Annotated in this window: 16 protein-coding genes; 5 read left to right on the plus strand and 11 right to left on the minus strand. The window is 71.1% G+C overall.

Annotated elements, in window-relative coordinates:
- Positions 1-18: 18 nt before the first annotated feature.
- Both VG899_06250 and VG899_06255 read right to left on the minus strand, forming a co-directional pair.
- Complete coding sequence (locus tag VG899_06250; GenBank protein HWA65956.1) at positions 19-681, minus strand: YcnI family protein; 663 nt, start codon at positions 679-681, stop codon at positions 19-21.
- 19 nt (positions 682-700) lie between these two features.
- Entirely contained in the window at positions 701-2,320 is a 1,620-nt protein-coding gene (locus tag VG899_06255) for a copper resistance protein CopC (protein ID HWA65957.1), read from the minus strand.
- 18 nt (positions 2,321-2,338) lie between these two features.
- Between VG899_06255 and VG899_06260 the strand changes: the two genes are divergently transcribed.
- Positions 2,339-3,982 (plus strand): FAD-dependent oxidoreductase, encoded by a 1,644-nt coding sequence (locus tag VG899_06260; GenBank protein ID HWA65958.1) that lies wholly within the window; start codon positions 2,339-2,341, stop codon positions 3,980-3,982.
- Between the two features lie 28 nt (positions 3,983-4,010).
- Here VG899_06260 and VG899_06265 read toward each other — a convergent pair whose 3' ends face one another.
- Positions 4,011-5,318, minus strand: a complete 1,308-nt coding sequence (locus VG899_06265) for an FAD-dependent oxidoreductase (GenBank protein ID HWA65959.1) — start codon at positions 5,316-5,318, stop codon at positions 4,011-4,013.
- A 67-nt stretch (positions 5,319-5,385) separates the two neighbouring features.
- On the opposite strand from VG899_06265, the gene VG899_06270 reads away from it, so the two are divergent.
- From VG899_06270 to VG899_06280, 3 genes are read left to right on the plus strand one after another with little or no spacing between them, the layout of a single operon-like run.
- Positions 5,386-6,654: a hypothetical protein gene (locus tag VG899_06270; protein ID HWA65960.1), complete on the plus strand. Its 1,269-nt coding sequence runs from the start codon at positions 5,386-5,388 to the stop codon at positions 6,652-6,654.
- Positions 6,655-6,658: 4 nt separating this feature from the next.
- Positions 6,659-7,459 (plus strand): Abi-alpha family protein, encoded by an 801-nt coding sequence (locus tag VG899_06275; protein ID HWA65961.1) that lies wholly within the window; start codon positions 6,659-6,661, stop codon positions 7,457-7,459.
- Positions 7,460-7,474: 15 nt separating this feature from the next.
- A complete protein-coding gene (locus tag VG899_06280) occupies positions 7,475-7,999 on the plus strand; it encodes a pyridoxamine 5'-phosphate oxidase family protein (protein HWA65962.1) in 525 nt (174 codons plus the stop codon).
- On the opposite strand, the gene VG899_06285 is transcribed toward VG899_06280, so the two are convergent.
- From VG899_06285 to VG899_06320, 8 genes are all read right to left on the minus strand, one after another.
- On the minus strand, positions 7,958-10,018 hold the full coding sequence (locus tag VG899_06285) for a transglutaminase-like domain-containing protein (protein HWA65963.1): 2,061 nt from the start codon (positions 10,016-10,018) through the stop codon (positions 7,958-7,960). The two genes, VG899_06280 and VG899_06285, sit on opposite strands and share 42 nt — an antisense overlap.
- Positions 10,015-11,082: a DUF58 domain-containing protein gene (locus VG899_06290; protein ID HWA65964.1), complete on the minus strand. Its 1,068-nt coding sequence runs from the start codon at positions 11,080-11,082 to the stop codon at positions 10,015-10,017. The genes VG899_06285 and VG899_06290 overlap by 4 nt, the downstream gene beginning before the upstream one ends.
- Before the next feature lie 2 nt (positions 11,083-11,084).
- Positions 11,085-12,050 carry a MoxR family ATPase gene (locus VG899_06295; GenBank protein ID HWA65965.1) on the minus strand — a complete coding sequence of 322 codons (966 nt, stop codon included), beginning with the start codon at positions 12,048-12,050 and terminating at the stop codon, positions 11,085-11,087.
- Positions 12,051-12,132: 82 nt separating this feature from the next.
- Positions 12,133-13,062, minus strand: a complete 930-nt coding sequence (locus VG899_06300) for a hypothetical protein (GenBank protein ID HWA65966.1) — start codon at positions 13,060-13,062, stop codon at positions 12,133-12,135.
- 9 nt (positions 13,063-13,071) lie between these two features.
- Positions 13,072-13,929: an RNA polymerase sigma-70 factor gene (locus VG899_06305; GenBank protein HWA65967.1), complete on the minus strand. Its 858-nt coding sequence runs from the start codon at positions 13,927-13,929 to the stop codon at positions 13,072-13,074.
- The gene (locus tag VG899_06310) at positions 13,926-14,504 is read right to left on the minus strand and encodes a carboxymuconolactone decarboxylase family protein (GenBank protein HWA65968.1); all 579 of its coding nucleotides are present in this window, start codon (positions 14,502-14,504) and stop codon (positions 13,926-13,928) included. Before VG899_06310 ends, VG899_06305 begins: the two co-directional genes overlap by 4 nt.
- Before the next feature lie 39 nt (positions 14,505-14,543).
- Positions 14,544-15,761: an NADH:flavin oxidoreductase gene (locus tag VG899_06315; protein ID HWA65969.1), complete on the minus strand. Its 1,218-nt coding sequence runs from the start codon at positions 15,759-15,761 to the stop codon at positions 14,544-14,546.
- 1 nt (position 15,762) lies between these two features.
- A complete protein-coding gene (locus VG899_06320; GenBank protein HWA65970.1) occupies positions 15,763-16,566 on the minus strand; it encodes an SDR family oxidoreductase in 804 nt (267 codons plus the stop codon).
- Positions 16,567-16,648: 82 nt separating this feature from the next.
- Between VG899_06320 and VG899_06325 the strand changes: the two genes are divergently transcribed.
- Positions 16,649-17,562 (plus strand): methyl-accepting chemotaxis protein (locus tag VG899_06325; protein ID HWA65971.1); only part of this gene is annotated, 914 nt, incomplete at its 3' end.

The following is a 17,562-nucleotide window of genomic DNA, read 5'->3' on the forward strand; positions in this document are numbered from 1 at the left end:
GACCGACAGTCTTGCGCGTCAGCCAGCTTCCCAGCGCCGGAGCAGCGCAAAGCCCGCGACGACCAACGAGAGGGCGCCGAGGGCGAGTCCCGCGATCGCGAGCCCCCGGTTGAGGTTCTTCGAGGAGTGGCCGCCCGCTGCGGTCGATGCGAGGTGTCGAGGCAGGTGAAGGGTCGGCGCGGGAAAGTCCGGCTCCGGGCCGCCCTTGGGCGCCGTCTCGATCCAGCGCACGACCTTGCCGTTGCTGTAGGTCTGCAACGCCTTGAACGTCAGCGACGGCACCTTCGGCAGGTCACTCACGTCGATGTCGAAGTCCTGGTAGCCACCCACCGGGATGTGGCCGCCGGTCCACGTCACCTCTGAGACGGCCTGAGTGATCGGCCCGTCATCGGTCTGGACCGGCTTGTTCAGCGTGATGTTCTTCACCGCGAACTGCCAGCCGTCCAGCGGCTGCACCAAGACGCCGAGCAACGGCGTGTCCGTCGGCAGGAACACCTGCAGCTTCACCGTCGTCGCGTTGTCCATCTCGTTCGGCGTGCGGAAGGACAGCACCGCGTCGCTGCCGCCACGCACCGCGTCGTACGAGTGCACCGTGACGTGGGCAGAGGCCGGCAGCGCTGCGGCCAGTACGACGATCGGCGCAACCACCACCACGGTGGCCAGCCGGCGAAGGCGAAGCATCGGGTCTCCTCTGCTGGAGCTATTCGATAGGGACGGTAGCGGTGACCGCGACCTCGTTGATCGGCGAGGTCTGGATGTCGAGCTGGACCTGCCACGAGCCCCGGTCCGGGAACACGACGGTCGCGAGCTCACGGCCGGTCCCGGCGGGCCGGAACGTGATCGGAAGCGGGCCGACCGACGGATCGACCTCGGTGAGCGAGCCGGTGATCTTGTCGATCCGCTGTGCTGCGCCGTCGAGCCGGCGGGTCGACGCGACCAGATCGACGCTGCCCACTCTGGTGTGGTCGAGGTGAACGGTGACGACGATCCCGCCGTCGGTCGCCGACTGCGTGTACGGCGGGGCGTAGACCTCGTAGGCCTGGGCGGTGCCGGTGAGTGCGGCGGTCACCCCGAGAATCGCCACGGCCACGGCGAACTCCGCAGCGACCGACCTGCGCAGCCGGGACACCTGTCGCGCCGCGAGCCGACGGGAGATCACCGCGATCGCGATCACCACCACCACGATCGCGGTCTTCACCAGCAGCAGCACGCCGTACCTCGTCGCGGTGAACGCACCCCAGTGCCGCACGTTGCGCCAGGTGGCGAACAACCCGGTGGCGACGATCAGCGCGACGGCCGCGAGCGCCCAGTCCGAGAACCGGGCCACCACCGCAGCAGCGGCGTCGTCACCCACGCTGAGCACACCGACAACGAGCAGCAGCAGTCCACCGAGCCAGATCGTCATCGCGGCGACGTGGGCAAGGTCGGCGATGAACGCCAGCGGCACCAGCGACCCGGTCGAGGCGTGACCGGCGTAGGGCCAGGTGGCGGCAAGCGCCAGCGTCACCCCGGAAGCCGCGTAGCGCCTGGCCCGCTCGTGGTCGCGGGTGATGAGGAAGATGTCGGCGAGCACCACGACGAGGGCGAGCCGCTCCATGCCGGCCCTGCCGAAGCGACCGTCCGTCCCGAGCCGCAACACCGAGCGGTGCAAGGCGTGGGCGAGCGGTACCCCGGCGGCCAGCGCACCTTGCACGACGAAGCCGGCGAGGGTCACCACGGCCAGACCGATCCCGCCGCCGAGGATCGTCCAGCGCACCCGCCGCAACGCCAGGCCGGCCGGCCACAGCCACAGCGCAGCGACGAGCAGTCCGGGGCCGGCCACCAGTCCGAGGTAGCCAAGGCCGCGGATCACTCCTGATGCGCTCAGCGTCGCGGGATCCTGCCGGACGGTCGGCGGGGCGCCCGTCACCTTCGTCCGGTGCCCGATCGAGAACTCGAAGCTGCCCGACACGATGTGGGTGTCGGCGGACGTCACCCGCCAGGTCACCGTGTACGTGCCGTCGGCGAGCCCCGGCGGCAGCGTGGTCTCGACCGTGTCGCCGCGGCCGTTCGGATGGGTGGTGGGCCCCACCTGCACCGCACGCAGCTTGTCGTCGTACACGCGCAGTGCGTCGCTGGCGGTGACGACCGTCTCGTCGTAGGTGAGGACGACGACGGGCGGCTCGGTCTTGACGACGCTGTCCGCCGCGGGCGAGCTGTGTTCGAGGACCGCGTGAGCGCTCGCCGGGAACGCGACCGCGATCAGGAAGCCGAATGAGGCGCAGGCGACGAAGGCGCCGCGGGAAAGGCACCGCCATCGGTTCCCGCCAACGGCCAGCATCGCGCCTTATTCTGCCTCGTGCTCAGTCGCCGGGCGTTCCTGGGTGCTGCTGCCGGAGCCGGGGTGATGTTGCCGGCGCAGCTGCGCGCCGCTCCGTTGCTCGTCGACACCGGCGCCGCGCACGGTCTGGCCGGAACCCGCACCACCGACGTCGTCATCGTCGGGGCAGGTCTCGCCGGGCTGACCGCCGCACGCCGGCTGGTCGCCAAGGGGGTGCGCGTCGTCGTCCTCGAAGCCCGCCACCGCGTCGGCGGGCGCACGCTGTCCTACGAACTGCGGGACGGGCGCGTCCTCGACGTCGGCGGGCAGTGGGTCGGCCCGATCCCGGGCGAGACCACCTCGTCGACGATCCCCGGCCAAGCCGTGCAGCGGACTCAGCACCGCATCTTCGATCTCGCCAAGTCGGTGGGCGTCCACACGTTCAAGACCTACGACTCGGGCTCCTACGTCAACGAGACGGTGTCAGGGCTTCGTACGACGGACAGCGGCACCCGGCTCCCGATCGACCTCGGCGACGTCGGCGGCGCGGAGACCCTGCTGCTGTGGAACGAGCTGGCCAAGCAGGTCGACCCCACCCATCCCTGGGACTCGCCGAGCCGCGAGCAGGCGCTCGAGTGGGACTCGATGACGGTGGACACCTGGATGCGCCAGAACCTGGTCCCGCCGGGCCAGGGTCCCGAGTCCGAGCTCTACGCCCTCACCGCGCTCGCCGCGCAGTCGGTCAGCGGCCCGTGCGATCCGCGGGACATGTCCTTCCTCGACATGCTCGTGGCGATCGCCACCGCCGGGACGATCGACAACATGATCAACACCGGCGGCGGCGCCCAGGACAGCCGGTTCATCGGCGGTGCGCAGCGGGTCTCGATCAAGGTGGCGGCGCAGCTCGGCGACCGGGTCGTGCTGGGCGCGCCCGTCCGCTCGATCTCTCAAAACCGGCGCGGCGTGGCCGTGGCCGGCGACGGGTTCGCCGTGACGGGCAAGGCGGTGATCGTCGCGCTGCCGCCGACGTTGACCGGGCGCATCCACTACGACCCGCCGATGTCGCAGTTCGACGGTGGCACCCGCGACCAGCTCGTACAGCGCACCCCGATGGGGTCGACCATCAAGGTCCAGGCGTTCTACCCCCGGCCGTACTGGCGCGAGCAGGGGCTCGCCGGGCAGGCGACCAGTGATCGCGGCCCGATCAAGAGCACGTTCGACAACACTCCGTTCACAGCAGACGCCGCGACCACGAGCTCGCACGACGTGTCGCCCGGTGTCCTGGTGGGGTTCATGGATGCCGGCGACGCCCGCGAGTGGGCACGCAAGACGATGGCGCAGCGCCGCGAGGCGACCGAGTCGACCTTCGCCCGGCTGTTTCCCGGCGGCCCTGAAGCGATCGGCTACCTGGAGATGAACTGGTCGCTGGAGACCTACACCGGCGGCTGCTACGGCGTGTTCTTCGCCCCCGGGGTGTGGACGTCCTACGGGCCGGCGCTGGCTCGACCGGTCGGGCGCATCCACTGGGCCGGCAGTGACATCTCGCCGGTATGGAACGGCTACATGGACGGCGCGGTGTACTCCGGGGAGGTCGCCGCCGCCGAAGTGCTCGAGCAGCTCGGGCACCACGGGGTCGCGTTGCGCGACGAGCCGCCGGGCCCGAAGTCGACCGGGCGGCAGTAACGATTTGCGGAACTGTTGCGCGCGGCGACTACCCGGCCTGGGCTTCCGCGGCGGCGAGCAGCTCCTCCCACAGCGACAGCTTCACCCTGGCGTTGCCGCGCACTCCGCCGCGGGCGACCTCGGCGGCGTCGATCGCGTTCCAGCCGGCAAGCACGACAGGGGACTTCCCGCGCTCGGCGATGCGCTCCAAGGCGGTACCAGGGGTGACGTCGCGCGCCATGAGCCGGTCGTGGTCGGCGAGCAGGGACGCGACCGCGCCCTTCGCGTCGCTGCGGTTGGTGCCGATCACCCCGGTCGCGCCTCGCCCGATCCAGCCGCAGGCGTACTCCCCGACCTCGACCCTGCCTCCGACGACGCGGTGCTCCTCGTTCGGGATCACGTTGTTGTCCTCGTCGAACGGCACGCCCGGCATCGGCGTCCCGATGTAGCCGACCGAACGGAACACCAGCTGCGCCGGGATGTCGTACGTCGAGCCGTCCGGGCGCTCGCAGCGCAGCGCCTCGACGTGGTCGGTGCCGACGATCGCGGCGGGGCGGGAGTGGAAGTGCACGTGGAGCCGCCGCTTCGCGCCGGTCGGGGCACGGTGGGCCCACTCCTTGAACACCTCGAGGTTGCGCTTGACGTCCTTGTCGTCGGAGTCGACGCCGTCGACCTGCGCGGGGTCCACGACCACGTCCACGCCGGCGAGCTCCCCCATCTCCCGCAGCTCCTTGATCGTGAACTTCGCGTGCTCCGGGCCGCGCCGCCCGACGATGTGTACATCGGTGAGGGTCGACGCCCGCAACACCTCGAGCACGTCGTCGGGCACGTCGGTGGTGGCCATCTCCTCCGGGTCGCGGACGATCACCCGCGCGACGTCGATCGCGACGTTGCCGAGCCCGATGACGACGGCGCTGGTGGCGGCGAGCGAGTACGACGTGAAGAAGTCCGGGTGACCGCTGTACCAGTTCACGAAGGCGGTCGCCGCGACGCTGCCGGGAAGATCCTCGCCGGGGATGCCGAGCTTGCGGTCGATCGCTGCCCCGTAGGCGTAGACGACCGCGTGATAGTCCGCGAGCAGCTCCGCGACCGTCACGTCCGTCCCGACCTCGACGTTGCCGAAGAACCGTACGCAGTCGTGTTCGAGGATGCGCTGCAGCGTCGAGGCGAGGTTCTTCATCTTGACGTGGTCCGGAGCGACGCCGTAGCGAAGCAGGCCGAACGGCGCCGGCAACCGGTCGATGATGTCGACCCGCACGGGGTGGTCGGGCTGCGAACAGAGCGCGTCAGCGACGTAGATGCCGGCTGGGCCGGCACCGATCACTGCAACTCTGAGGTCGTTTTCGGCGCTCGTCACGGCGTCCATTCTGCAAAACTCACCCCGTCCGGCATCGGAGGGTCGTCAGCAGGGAGGCGGACGGGCGTTGTCCGAGCACCTCCTGAAGCTGCTGACCATCCCGCTGTTCACCGGGGTCATCGGCTACGTCACCAACTGGAGTGGCGTGGTCATGCTGTTCTATCCGGTGCATTTCCGGGGCGTGCGGGTGCGTCCACTCGTGCCGCTGGTCGGGCTGTTGCCGCGCAAGATCCAGCAGATTCCCGGCGTCATGCAGGCGGGCCTCGGCTGGCAAGGGATCATCCCGTCCCGGGCAGCCAAGATGGGCTCGATCGCCGTCGACAAGGGGATCTCGAAGCTCGGCAGCCCGCGCGAGTTCTACGAACAGCTGGAGCCGGACAAGATCGCCGAGCAGATCCTGGTCAACTCACGCCAGGACGTGCACGACCTCGTCGACCGGATCCTCGAACGAGAGCACGGCCAGCTGTGGCGCGACCTCCCGCCGCGAGCGCGCGCCGCCATTCACGACCGGGTCGACCAGCAGCTGCCCCAGGTGGTCCGTCAGGTGACGACCGAGATCGGTGAGCACATCGACCAGCTGCTCGACATCAAGCTGATGGTGATTCGCCGCATCAGCGCTGCGCCGGAGCTGGCCAACCGGATCTTCCTCGACGTCGGGCGCAAGGAGCTGAAGTTCATCCAGAACTTCGGCTTCGTGCTCGGCCTGCTCCTCGGCGTACCGCTGGCCTTCGTCACCGACGCCTTCCCGTACTGGTGGCTGCTGCCGATCGGCGGCGTGATCATCGGCTACATCACGAACCTGGTCGCGATCCGGATGATCTTCGAACCGGTCGCGCCACGCCGCTTCCTCGGCATGACCTTCCACGGCCTGTTCATGCGTCGCCAGCCGGAGGTCGCCGACGTCTACGCCGCCATCATCGCCAACGACATCGTCACGATCGCGAACATCGGCGACGACCTGATGCACGGACCCCGCGCGGACCGCACCAGGGCGCTGGTCGAGAACGCGCTACGCCCGGCGGTCGACGACGCGCTGGGACGCGCGTCGGGACTCGTCCGGGTCGCGATGGGCTCGAAGACCTACGACGCGATCCGCGAGTCGCTCGCGACCGAAGCCGTCGCCTACACCATGACCCCGTTCAACGACCCGGAGTTCGGCGCGCGACAGAACAAGGCGATCTTCAACCTGCTCGCCGCGCGGATGCGCACAATGGCACCGCACGACTTCGCGGAGATGCTGCGGACGGCGATCAAGGAGGACGAGTGGCTGCTCTACCTGCACGGCGCCGTCCTCGGCTTCGGGGCGGGCCTCATCCACCTCGCGATCTTCGGCTGACGAGTTGACCCGACAACCGCTGGTGCCCGACGTCGTCGAGCCTTCCGACGTGTCCGCGGTCCTTCGAGCGGCACCGTCGCTCGCCCGGTTCGCCGTCGCGGCGTGGTGGCGTACGACGGAGTGGACCATCGCCGCATCCATCAACACCGGCAACCGGGTGTTCCACGCCGCACTGTCCGGCCAGTCGCCGGCGGTGGTGCTGGCGACGCTGGGCGGCGAGCTGCGCACGAGCATCCGCGGCGTGCTCGGGATCGGCGACACGCCGTCCTATCCCGGCGTCGGCGTCCTCAACCGGGTGATCCCCGCCGAGCCGGTCGCCACGGTCGTCGAGCGTCCGCTCAAAGAGCTCGGCGCCGAGCTGCTCAAGCGCTCCAGCGACCTGTCGGTCGACGACGACCTCCATCCGGCGTACGTGCGGATCCTGAGCGAGCTCGCTCCCGACGAGGGCCGCATCCTGCGGCTGCTCGCCATCGAAGGACCGCAGCCCTCGGTCGACGTGCGCACCGCCCGCCCGCTCAACGTCGCGAGCCAGCTGATCGCGCCGGGCCTGACGATGATCGGCGCCCAGGCCGGGGCGCGGCACGTCGACCGGGTGCCGGCCTATCTCAACAACCTGTTCCGGCTCGGGCTGATCTGGTTCTCCCGGGAACCGGTCAGCGACCGGCTTCGCTACCAGGTGCTCGAAGCGCAGCCGGACGTGTCGGCCGCGATGAAGTCCGCCGGTCGCGGCCGCACGATCCGCCGCAGCATCGAGCTGACGCCTTTCGGTGAGGACTTCTGCCAGACCTGCCTTCCGCTGAACTGAGAGAAGGGAATGACGATGGACGTCATCAACCTGGGTGAGGCCGACGGCCTGCCGCCCGTGGACTGGGTCGCGATCGTCAGCAAGCTCGAGGCGGACTCGGCGCCGGATCCTGAGGCGCACAACGCCAAGTCGAAATGGTTGACCACCCTCAACGAGGACGGCAGCCCGCACGTCACGCCGGTCGGCGCCATCTGGCTCGATGGCACGTTCTGGTTCCAGACCGGCGAACGCACCCGCAAGGCCCACAACGTGGCCCGCGACCCGCGGTGCTCGCTGGCACTGTCGATCCGCGACGCCGACGTGGTCGTCGAGGGCGAGGCCACGAGGGTAACCGACGCGGAAACTGTCGCGCGAGCCGCGCAGGCGTGGGCGGCCGGCGGATGGCCGGCTGAGCCACACGAGAGCGGGACGGGGATCACCGCGCCGTTCAATGCGCCCGCGCAGGGGCCGCCGCCGTGGAACGTGTATCGCATCCAGCCGCGCTCGGCGACGGTAACGCTAGGTGTCGAGCCCGGCGGGCTGACCCGCTTCCGCTTCTGACCCCACCGTCACGAGCGAGTCGAGCGCCTCGATGGCCGCCGTGGTCATCGCCTCACTCGGCGGGCCTTCGCCGTACAGCTCCTGCTCGAGCGCCAGCACCGCCACCTCCATGCGTGACGTCGCGCCGCCGACTCGCCCGAGGTACTGCCGAGCCGTCTCCGCCGCCGCGCGTGGCGGTGGGCCGTGCCGGCTCGCAGTGACGCGCAGGTACGCCGCGAGCACCGGACCCGGCGGTGACCCCCTGGTACGCCGGCGCCGCCGGCGCAGGTCGAGCCCCTCGCCGGTGACCAGGCTGCGCACCACCCACCCGACGACGACGAGCACGGCGGCACCGACCACGGCCAGCGACAACCGACCGCCGGGCACCGCGGCGGCCACCGCGTCGAACGCGCGCGACAGCACGGAGTCACCGCCGCTGGGCCCGGGTGCGATCGGCACGCCGGCGGTCGGGTCGGCCGGCACCCAGCCGACCCCCGGGTAGTAGACCTCGACCCAGGCGTGGGCGTTGGAGGCGGTGTAGAGCCGTTGGGCGCCGTCCGGCTGCCCGTAGGCGAGGCCGCTCACCAGCCGGGTCGGCACCCCCAAGGTGCGCAGCATCACGGCCTCGGCGGAGGCGAACAGCTCGCAGAAGCCCAGATGCGTGTGGAACAGGAAGTCGTCGACCGCGTCCTTGCCCGACGACGGCACCGGAGCGTCGAGGGTGTAGGTCTCGTGGCTGCGCAGATACTGCTCGAGCTCGACGACCTGCTGGTAGCGGTTCGTGGCCCCGGCGGTGATCCGGTGCGCCAGCGCCGACACCTCGGTGGGCAGCTCCGATGGCAGCGCCGTCCACACCGGGTTGCCCGGGTCGGCTCCGCTCGCCGTTTCGAGCCGCCGCGCCGACGCGTCGGGAACGACCGAGGTGACGGTGTAGCCGCCGACGGCGCTGGTGGAGAACACCCGGACGTTCTGACCGGTGCGCACGATCCGGCGGACCTGGTCGGGTGAGCCGCTGATGCGAATCGGTACGCCGGGCGCCCAGATCAGCCCGCCCTCGGCCCCCGGCTCCACCACGACCCGGTCGCGGCGCGTGGTGCCCCCGATCGGGACCGGGTCGTCGGGGATCGGTGGGATCGCGGCCGACGGACCGTCCTCCTCGATCGTCGGCGACTCGCCGTCGTTGGCCCAGGAGCTGCCGGTGTAGGTCCGGAAGAACGTCCCTCGCCACAGCGAAGGGGAGCTCAGCGGCACCTTCAGCAGCGGGGTGTCCGGCAGGTCGCCACGCACCAGCAGGCTCAGGTCACCGAACCCCTCGGTGTCGACGCCCACGTCCGCGCGGTCGGCGAGGACGAAGCTCGACTCCTGCACGTGACGGGCCAGAACCCGCGCGAGGTCGCCTCCGCCCAGTCCGGACGGCAGCAGGAAGAAGACCAGCGCCCCGGCGACGAGAGTCGCGACGACCGGCCCGAGCTCGTCGAGCTGCCCGAAGGTGTCGGGCCGTTGCCGACTGGTCGCACCGACGACCTCGGTGGCGACTGCGCCGTCGGCGTACGCCGCCGTCGTCTGCACCTTCGCGATCGCGATCAGTACGACGACCCAGGCCGTGACGAGCAGCGCACCGACGCCTGCCGTCTTCGCGCCCGCCGCGGCGGCAACCAGCACCCCGGTGGTGACGGTCAGCCACACCCGGTGCTCGCGCGGCGTCCGCGCCTGCGGCGCCATGATGAGCGACAGGACCACCAGCGCCTCGGTCAGCGACCGCAGCGTCGAGGTCGGGTCGACGATGCCCTGCCGGCCTTGGCTGATGGTGCGAAAGGCGATGATCGTCGAGAAGATCGCGACGCTGCCCACTCCGGCGTTGCGGGTCAGCACAGCGCGGGCCGGGTTGACCGGGCCGCTCGGCCGCGCCACCGCGAACGTGAGCGCCAGGGTGAGAGGCAACGCCCACCACGGCACCATCCCCGCGGCCGTCGCGGCGACCTGCGCGATCGCGCAGCCGGCGCCGCACCATCTGCGAGCCCGCAGCTCGTCGGCCGTCATCGTCGCGCCTGCGTCGCGAGCTCGGCAGCCGACACGACCGCACCGGCGCCACCACCACGGGCCGCGATCCCCAGCGCCTCTGGTGAGGCGGCCCCCAGCCACAGCACGATCGCGCCCCCGCCCGCGGCCTGCAGCCCGGCCCGCAGCTGCTCCGTGGTCACCGGCCTGACCGGATCAACGGCGGCGAACCAGTCGAGCGCGTCGGTCGGCCGTGAGACGGTGACCGCCGGCCCGTCCGCGAGCAGCACCACACTGCGGCCGTCGCGCAACGCGTGCAAGGCGGTCGCGGCAACCCGGGCGAGCAGGCTCTCCGGCCCGTCACCGGCGCCGAGCGGCGCCACCACGACGAGCAGCGTCGGATGTCCGGGGCGTTCTCGCTCCATCACGACCAGCTCGTTACGACGAGCCGACGCACGCCAGTGGATCGCCGACCGGGCATCCCCCGCGCGCCACTCGCGGATGCCGTAGAAGTCGACCCCGCCGCCACTTCGCGAGGAGCCGCCGCGGCCGTAGAGCTCGCCGGACGTCGGGTCAGGAAGCCGCAGCGGTGGGGCAGGAGCCGGATGCACCCAGCCGGTCTCGGGCAGCCGGACCCGGGACCGGCGTACCCAACCCCCCAGCGGCGAGTAGGCCTCGAGGTCCACCCGCCCGCCGTCGGCCCAACACCCCCTTCGCAACGGCATCGCGGTGCGCTGGCCGACTGCCCGCTCGCCGGCCCGCAGCGCCGGCGTGACGAACCGGCCCACGTCCAGACCCGGCGCGTGGTCGATCAGCACCACCGGGCGGCGGCCGCCGATCCGGGCGCCGCGCGAGGTGACACTGAGCTGGACGGTCGTCTCCACGCCGACCGCCATCCGGGCGGGCGTGTGACGCTCGACGCTGTCCAGGGCCGCCCCGGGCGTCAGCAGCCAGTCACCGATCACCGCACCGACACCGGCAGCCGCCGCGAGCGTGACTCCGGTCGAGTGGATCAACCGGCCGAGCAGCTCCAGCAACGCTGCGAGCAGCAGGATCAGCGACGTGCTGCGGGTCGGACGCGGGAGCAGCCGGACCCGGTCCAGCACGCTCAGGCTCCCGACAGCGGAGCGGGCACCCTCGCCACGATGTCGGCGATCACCTGCTGACCGCGCGCGTGGCCTCCGTCGTCCCCGGCCAGCACGAGCCGGTGGCCGAGCACCGGCACCGCGAGCGCCTTCACGTCGTCGGGCAGCACGTGGGGCCGGCCCTGCAGCACCGTCCGTGCCTGCGCGCAACGAACCAGTGCGAGGGCAGCGCGCGTGCTCGCGCCGATCGCCACGCCGGGGTAGCTGCGCGTCGCGTTGACGACGGCGACGGCGTAGCCGAGCACCGACTCGGCGACGTGGACGGTCCGCACGGCGTGGCGGAGAGCGGGCAGCTCGCCAGGCTGGATCACCGGGCGAAGCCCGTCGACGGTAGGAGCGACCAGCTGCTCACGAACGATCTGGCGCTCGACGTCCTCGGCGTTCTGGCCGGGGTGGACCAGCGCGGTGAAGCGGTCGAGCTGGCCCTCGGGCAGCGGGTAGGTGCCCCACTGCTCGTAGGGGTTCTGCGTGGCGAGCAGGACGAACGGGTCCGGCAGCACGTGCCGCACCCCGTCGACCGTGACCGCCGACTCGTCCATCGCCTCGAGCAGCGCGGACTGGGTGCGCGGCGACGCCCGGTTGAGCTCGTCGACGAGCACCACGTTCGCGAACAACGGGCCGGGTACGAAGGTGAACGCGCTGCGCGCCGGCTCCCAGACCGACGAGCCGGTGATGTCCGCGGGCATCAGGTCGGCCGTCGCCTGCACCCGGCGAAACGTCCCACCCATCGCCTGGGCGAGCGCGCGAGCCATCGTGGTCTTGCCCGAGCCGGGGACGTCCTCGATCAGCACGTGGCCGCCCGAGATCACCGCCGCGACGGTCAGCTCGACGGCCGCCCGGCGGCCGAGAACCACCCGCTCGACGGCATCCACGAGCGACCGAGCCTGCTCGTGAGCAGACCCGGGCGCGGCCATCGGCGACGCCGTCACGAGCGAGCCCTTCTGATGCGCGTTGTGATCCCTACTTCGACCATCGACCAGATCGGCTTCAAACTCAACCTCGCGGCGGCGACTACTCCCGGACGAACTCGCGGACCGTCCCGTCGAACCCGCTGACGAACAGCGCTCCGTCGCGCCACCCGTGACCGGTCCCCACGGTCACATCGGACGGGTTACCCAGCCCGCTGGCGATCAGGCATGACCGCCCGGTCTGCGGGTCGAAGCTGAACAGGTCCCCAGCGCCGTTTCCCGGGACGTAGAGCACGCCGCGGGACATCGTGAGGTCGTCCAGCAGCTGGACCGGCGAACCACCGACCTGCGACAGATCGCCGATCTGCGTTGCGGCGTCCGGCTTCGCCATCGGGATCCGGACGACCGGTCCGCCCACCGTGAAGGTCTGGTCGACGTACATCACCTTGCGCCGGGCATCGATCGCGATCCCATTGGTGTCGGACGCCGTCGACCAGTCCGTCGTGACCTTCGGGTGGCGACCGAGGGAGATGCGGGTGACCCCGGTCCCGGCACCGAGGTCGCGGGTCACGTACGCCGAGCCGTGGCTGATCGCGAGACCGTTCGGCATCGTCAACCCGGTCGCGACGGTGGTCAGCTTGCCGGTGTCGAGGTTCAGGCTCGTCAGCGTGCCGTCGGCTCGGCTCAAAGCGCCGGAGGCGAGCGCGTCCCCGGTCGGGAACATCACGGTGTCCTTCCCGTGCCACACGAGCTGGCCGGGGCTCGACACCTTGGCGAGCACGGTCACGTGACCGTTGGGGGTCAGCCGTTCGATCGCATTGCCGGTGGTGGCCGACAGCAGCATGCCGCCGCGGTTGTCGGGCAGCAGGCTTTCGAGGATGCCGAGGCTGTAGGCGATCTTGGTCTGCCGGTACGCCGGGCACGCGCCGCCCGCCGCGTGCGAAGGGGCGGCGTCAGCCGTCGGGCTTGCCGCCAGAATCGGCGAGCCCGCAAGCAACGCCGCCACCATCACGCGGGCAATCCCGGTCCTCATCGGGAATGATCATGACAGGCCGCGCAGCTTCGCCGGGTTCAGGACCGCGGCAATGCCCACGATCACCCCGTCGACGATGTCGACCGACAGGGTCGCGGTCACCACGCCGTCCTCGACGAAGAGGTACCCCGGGCGCCCGTTGATCGACGACGGGCGGAACTCGGTGGCCGCCGGGATGCCCCCGGCGATCGCCAGCAGGAACCTCGCGACCTTGGGCGCGCCGTGGATCGGGCGACGCGCGGCCTTCACGACCCCGCCGCCGTCGGTCCACAGCACGACGTCCTCGGCCAGCAGCTGCAACAGGTCGTCGAGATCACCGCCGGCACAGGCCGACAGGAACCGCTCCGCGAGTTCCCGCCCCGCCCGCTCGTCGGCATCGAAGCGGTGCCGGCGCTCGCCCACTCGCCGCCTCGCCCGGCTCACCAGCTGGCGACAGGCCGGCTCGCCGCGGTCGAGCATCTGCGCGATCTGTGCGTAGTCGTAGTCGAACACGTCGTGCAGCAGGAACGCCGCGCGCTCGACCGGCGCCGGCTCCTCGAGCACGACGAGGAAGGCCAGCGACAGCGAGTCAGCGAGCTCCGCCGCCGCCTCCGGCCCGGAGTCGTCGACCAGCACCGGCTCCGGCAACCAGGGACCGACGTAGGACTCGCGTCGGGCTCGCGCCGAGCGAAGCTCGTCGATGCACAACCGCACGACGATCGTGGCGAGGTAGGACGCGCTCGACGTGACGTCCCGGGCGCGGCGGTCCTGCCAGCGCAGGTAGGCCTCGGACACGACATCCTCGGCGTCCGCCGCGCTGCCCAGCATCCGATAGGCGATCGCGACGAGCCGCGGTCGCTGTTCCAGATACTGCTCGACGTCGCTCATGCCGGGGCGAGCTCGCATCGCGCGGCGAACCCCTGGCTGTGCAGGCCGAGACCGGCGTTGATCCGCGAGCGGTAGTTCTCGAGCGCCACCCAGCAGGCGAGCTCGACGATCTGCTCGTCGGACAGCGTGGCGTGCAACCGCTTCACCAGGTCATCGTCGAGCCGGACCGGCGTCGCGGTCACCGCCTCGGCGTACTCCAACACGACCCGCTCCCGCTCGTCGTACACGTCCGACTCCCGCCAGCGCGGCACGTCGCGCACCTTGCGCGGGTCGACGCCGCGCTGCATCCCCTCGTCGTACCCGAAGTCGGTGCACCACGAGCAGCCGATGTGCCCGGCGCAGGCCTGCACGGCGAGCCACATCAGGTGCGGGTCGAGGCTCTTCCAACGCTTGTTCAGCACCATCTCGAACACGCCGTTGGCGGCAAGCACCCCGGAATGGTGCGCCAACGCCCGCACCGGGTCGACCACCTCGCCGAACGTCTTGCGCGAGTACCGCCACGCGAACCGTTGGAGCAGCCCCTTGGGTGCCGCGATCAGCGGTACGACGCTGCCGTCACTGTTGTCGGTCGTCATCTCCCACCTTCCCTGTCACCAAGGAGACGAGATGACCGCTCAGCGTGTGACAGTCAGGCGCAGTCCCGGGCGGTGTTCGGGGTCGACCAGCACGCAGTGCGTCCCGCGATAGATCGTCGGCATGCACTTGTTGCAGTGGATGCAGGTCGAGGCGGTCGCCGCGCCCGCCCGCATGCGGTTGACCAGATCCGGCTCGCGCAGCAGCGCGCGCCCCATCGCGACGAAGTCGAACCCTTCGCCGAGCGCGCGTTCGATCGTGTCCAGCCGGCTGATGCCGCCGAGCAGCACCAGCGGCATCCTCAACGCCTCCCGGAACTGCCGCGCCTCGGGCAGGAAGTAGCCCTCCTCGTACGGGTACTCGGGCATGAAGCGCTTGCCGACGATCTTGAACACCGGACGCAGCACCGGGGGCAGGGTCGCCGCGAACTCCTTGCGCGGCACGTCGCCGCGGAACAGGTACATCGGGTTGGCCAACGAGCCGCCCCCGGTCAGCTCGAGCGCATCGAGCTGACCGTCGGCTTCGAGCAGCTTCGCGACGGGCAGGCTGTCGGCAACGGTCAGCCCGCGCGGCACGCCGTCTTCCATCTCGAACTTCGCCAGTACGGCGACGTCACTGCCGACCGAGGCGCGCACCGCTTTGGCGACCTCCCTCGGGAAGCGGGCTCGCCGCTCGACGTCTCCGCCCCAGTCGTCGTCCCGCTTGTTGAAGCGCGGGCTCATGAACGAGTTGATCAGGTAGTGGTGGCCCATGTGGATCTCGACCGCATCGAAGCCGGCCTCGGCGAGCAACGCCGCCGCCCGGGCGAAGTCGGCGATCGCGCCCTCGATGTCGGCGATCGACATCGCGTGGAAGCGGGTGCCCAACGGGCTGAACCCGTTCGACGCGGCCTGTGCGGGCGATCCGGTCACCCTCGCGTTCCCGATCGGCCCGGCGTGCCCGATCTGGGCGCTGACCGCCGCACCCCCGCCGTGCACCGCATCGACCAGGCGGCGCAGGTCCGGGACGAGCTCCGGCCGCGGCACGAGCTCGTGCGGGGCACCACGACCGCCCGGTGACACCGCGCAGTACGCGACGGTGGTCATGCCGACGCCGCCGGCAGCCATCGCGCGATGGAAGTCGACCAGCGCGTCGGAGACCTGCCCGCGCAAGCTCATCCCCTCGAACGTCGCGGCCTTGATGATGCGGTTGCGCAACGTGAGAGGCCCGAGGGTCGCCGGGGCGAACGCGCTGGACGTCGCGGCAGCGTCGGTCGTCATCTCACATCTCCCACCTGGTCGGCCAGTCGTCGGGACGCAGCAGCGCCTCGGTACCGCCGTCGATCAGCAAGACGGTGCCGACACAGAAGCTGTTGTGGAGCAGGAAGTCGACCGCCTCCGCGATCTCGGCCGGCTCACCGCCGCGGTTGAGCGGCAGCGGGAACATCGCAACCAGCGGGCCGACCGTGGGGTCGTTGCGCTGCTCGGCGGCGAGGGCGGTCTCCACCAGTCCGGGCGCAACCGCGTTGAGCCGGACGCCGGCGCCGACCCACTCGGGCTTGGTCGCGTTACGACGGATCCAGCGGGCGATCGCGGTCTTCGTCGCCGGGTAGGCGACCAGCGACTCACCGCGGTCGGCGAGCGCGCCGGCTGCCGCCTCGTCACCGGCAAGGCACGCGTCGACCAGGTCGAGGGGGAACCCGGGTTGGCAGGTGGTGGAGTTCGAGCTGACGGCGACCACACTGCCCGCGCCCGTGACGAGCTCGGGGCGCAGCGCCTCGATCAGCTCGACGGTGCCGAAGTAGTTGACCGACACCAGCACCGACCCGGGGCGTCCCGGCAGACCCGCGACGCCGGCGCACGTCACCAGTCCGGCGAGGGCGCCGTCGCAGGCCGACCGCACCTTGGCGACCGCTGCGGCCCGGCCGGCCGGCGTGGCGAGGTCCGCGACGACGTCCGCGTCGTCCCGGTCGACCCCGATCACCCGGTGGCCGGCGGCCCGCAGCCGCGACCGCACGGCCGCGCCGATCCCGGAAGCGGAACCCGTGACGGCGAAAGTTCGGACATGAGCGGACTTTTCGGTCATATCACCATTCCTGGCTACACCTGTTCCGGCAATCGCCCGATGCAACCTCGCGGAGACCATCGCGAGACGGGGTAGAGAGCACGTGTCCGACATGATGGCGTGGCATCGCATCACGCTCGAGTCGCGCATCGCCAGCACCGGAAAGCTGGTCGGCGCCGCGATCGCGGTCGCGCTCATGTCCCACTACGGCCACGGGCCGGTCCACGAGCACCGCACCATCATCTACATCTGGCTCGCGGTCGGCCTGGTCCCGGTCGTCATGCAGCACGTCACGCCGTGGATGCGGGTGCACGCCTCCGGCATCGAGGTCCCCTACCTGCTGACGATGGGTCTGCTCGACCAGGTGGTCGGCGTGGCAGTGGTGGCGCTGACCAACGGCGTCGACGGACCGTTCTGGGTGATGATGCTGGTCACCACCGCCGGGGCGGCGGTCATCGCGCCGAACCGGCTGCTCGCGTTCGGCCAGTCCCTGCTGATGACCGGGTCGCTGGTCCTCGCGACCTGGATCGCGCACGACCTCCACAAGCCGGCGACCGGCCCGCTGATCCTGGTCGGCGCCTCGGCGGCGATGGTGGCACTGCTCGGCAACTCGGTGGCCTCCCGGCTCGAGCTGCAACGAGTGCAGTCCGACCAGGAACGCGACCAGCTGCGCAACACGGTCGAGGAGCTTTCCACGGCGCTGGGTCAGGCGGCCCGCGGGGACCTGTCCGTGCACGTCGAGGCCGACGAGGTGTCGCAGGAGCTGCTGTCCCGGCTGGCGAGCGCCTTCGACGAGACGTTGGGCAACCTGCGCGGCCTGGTCGGCCAGATCCGCACCGGCGGGGAACAGATCGTCGCGGCCGCACACGAGCTGCTGGCCTCCGCCGAGCAGCACGCCGCGTCGGCGACCGAGCAGTCGTCGGCGGTGTCGGAGACGACCTCGACGATCGAGGAGCTCGCGGCCACCGCGGCGCAGATCGCCGAGACCTCGGAGTCCGTCGCGCGGTACGCCGCGGA

Source organism: Mycobacteriales bacterium, assembly GCA_035550055.1.
Lineage (GTDB): Bacteria > Actinomycetota > Actinomycetes > JAFAQI01 > JAFAQI01 > DASZTV01.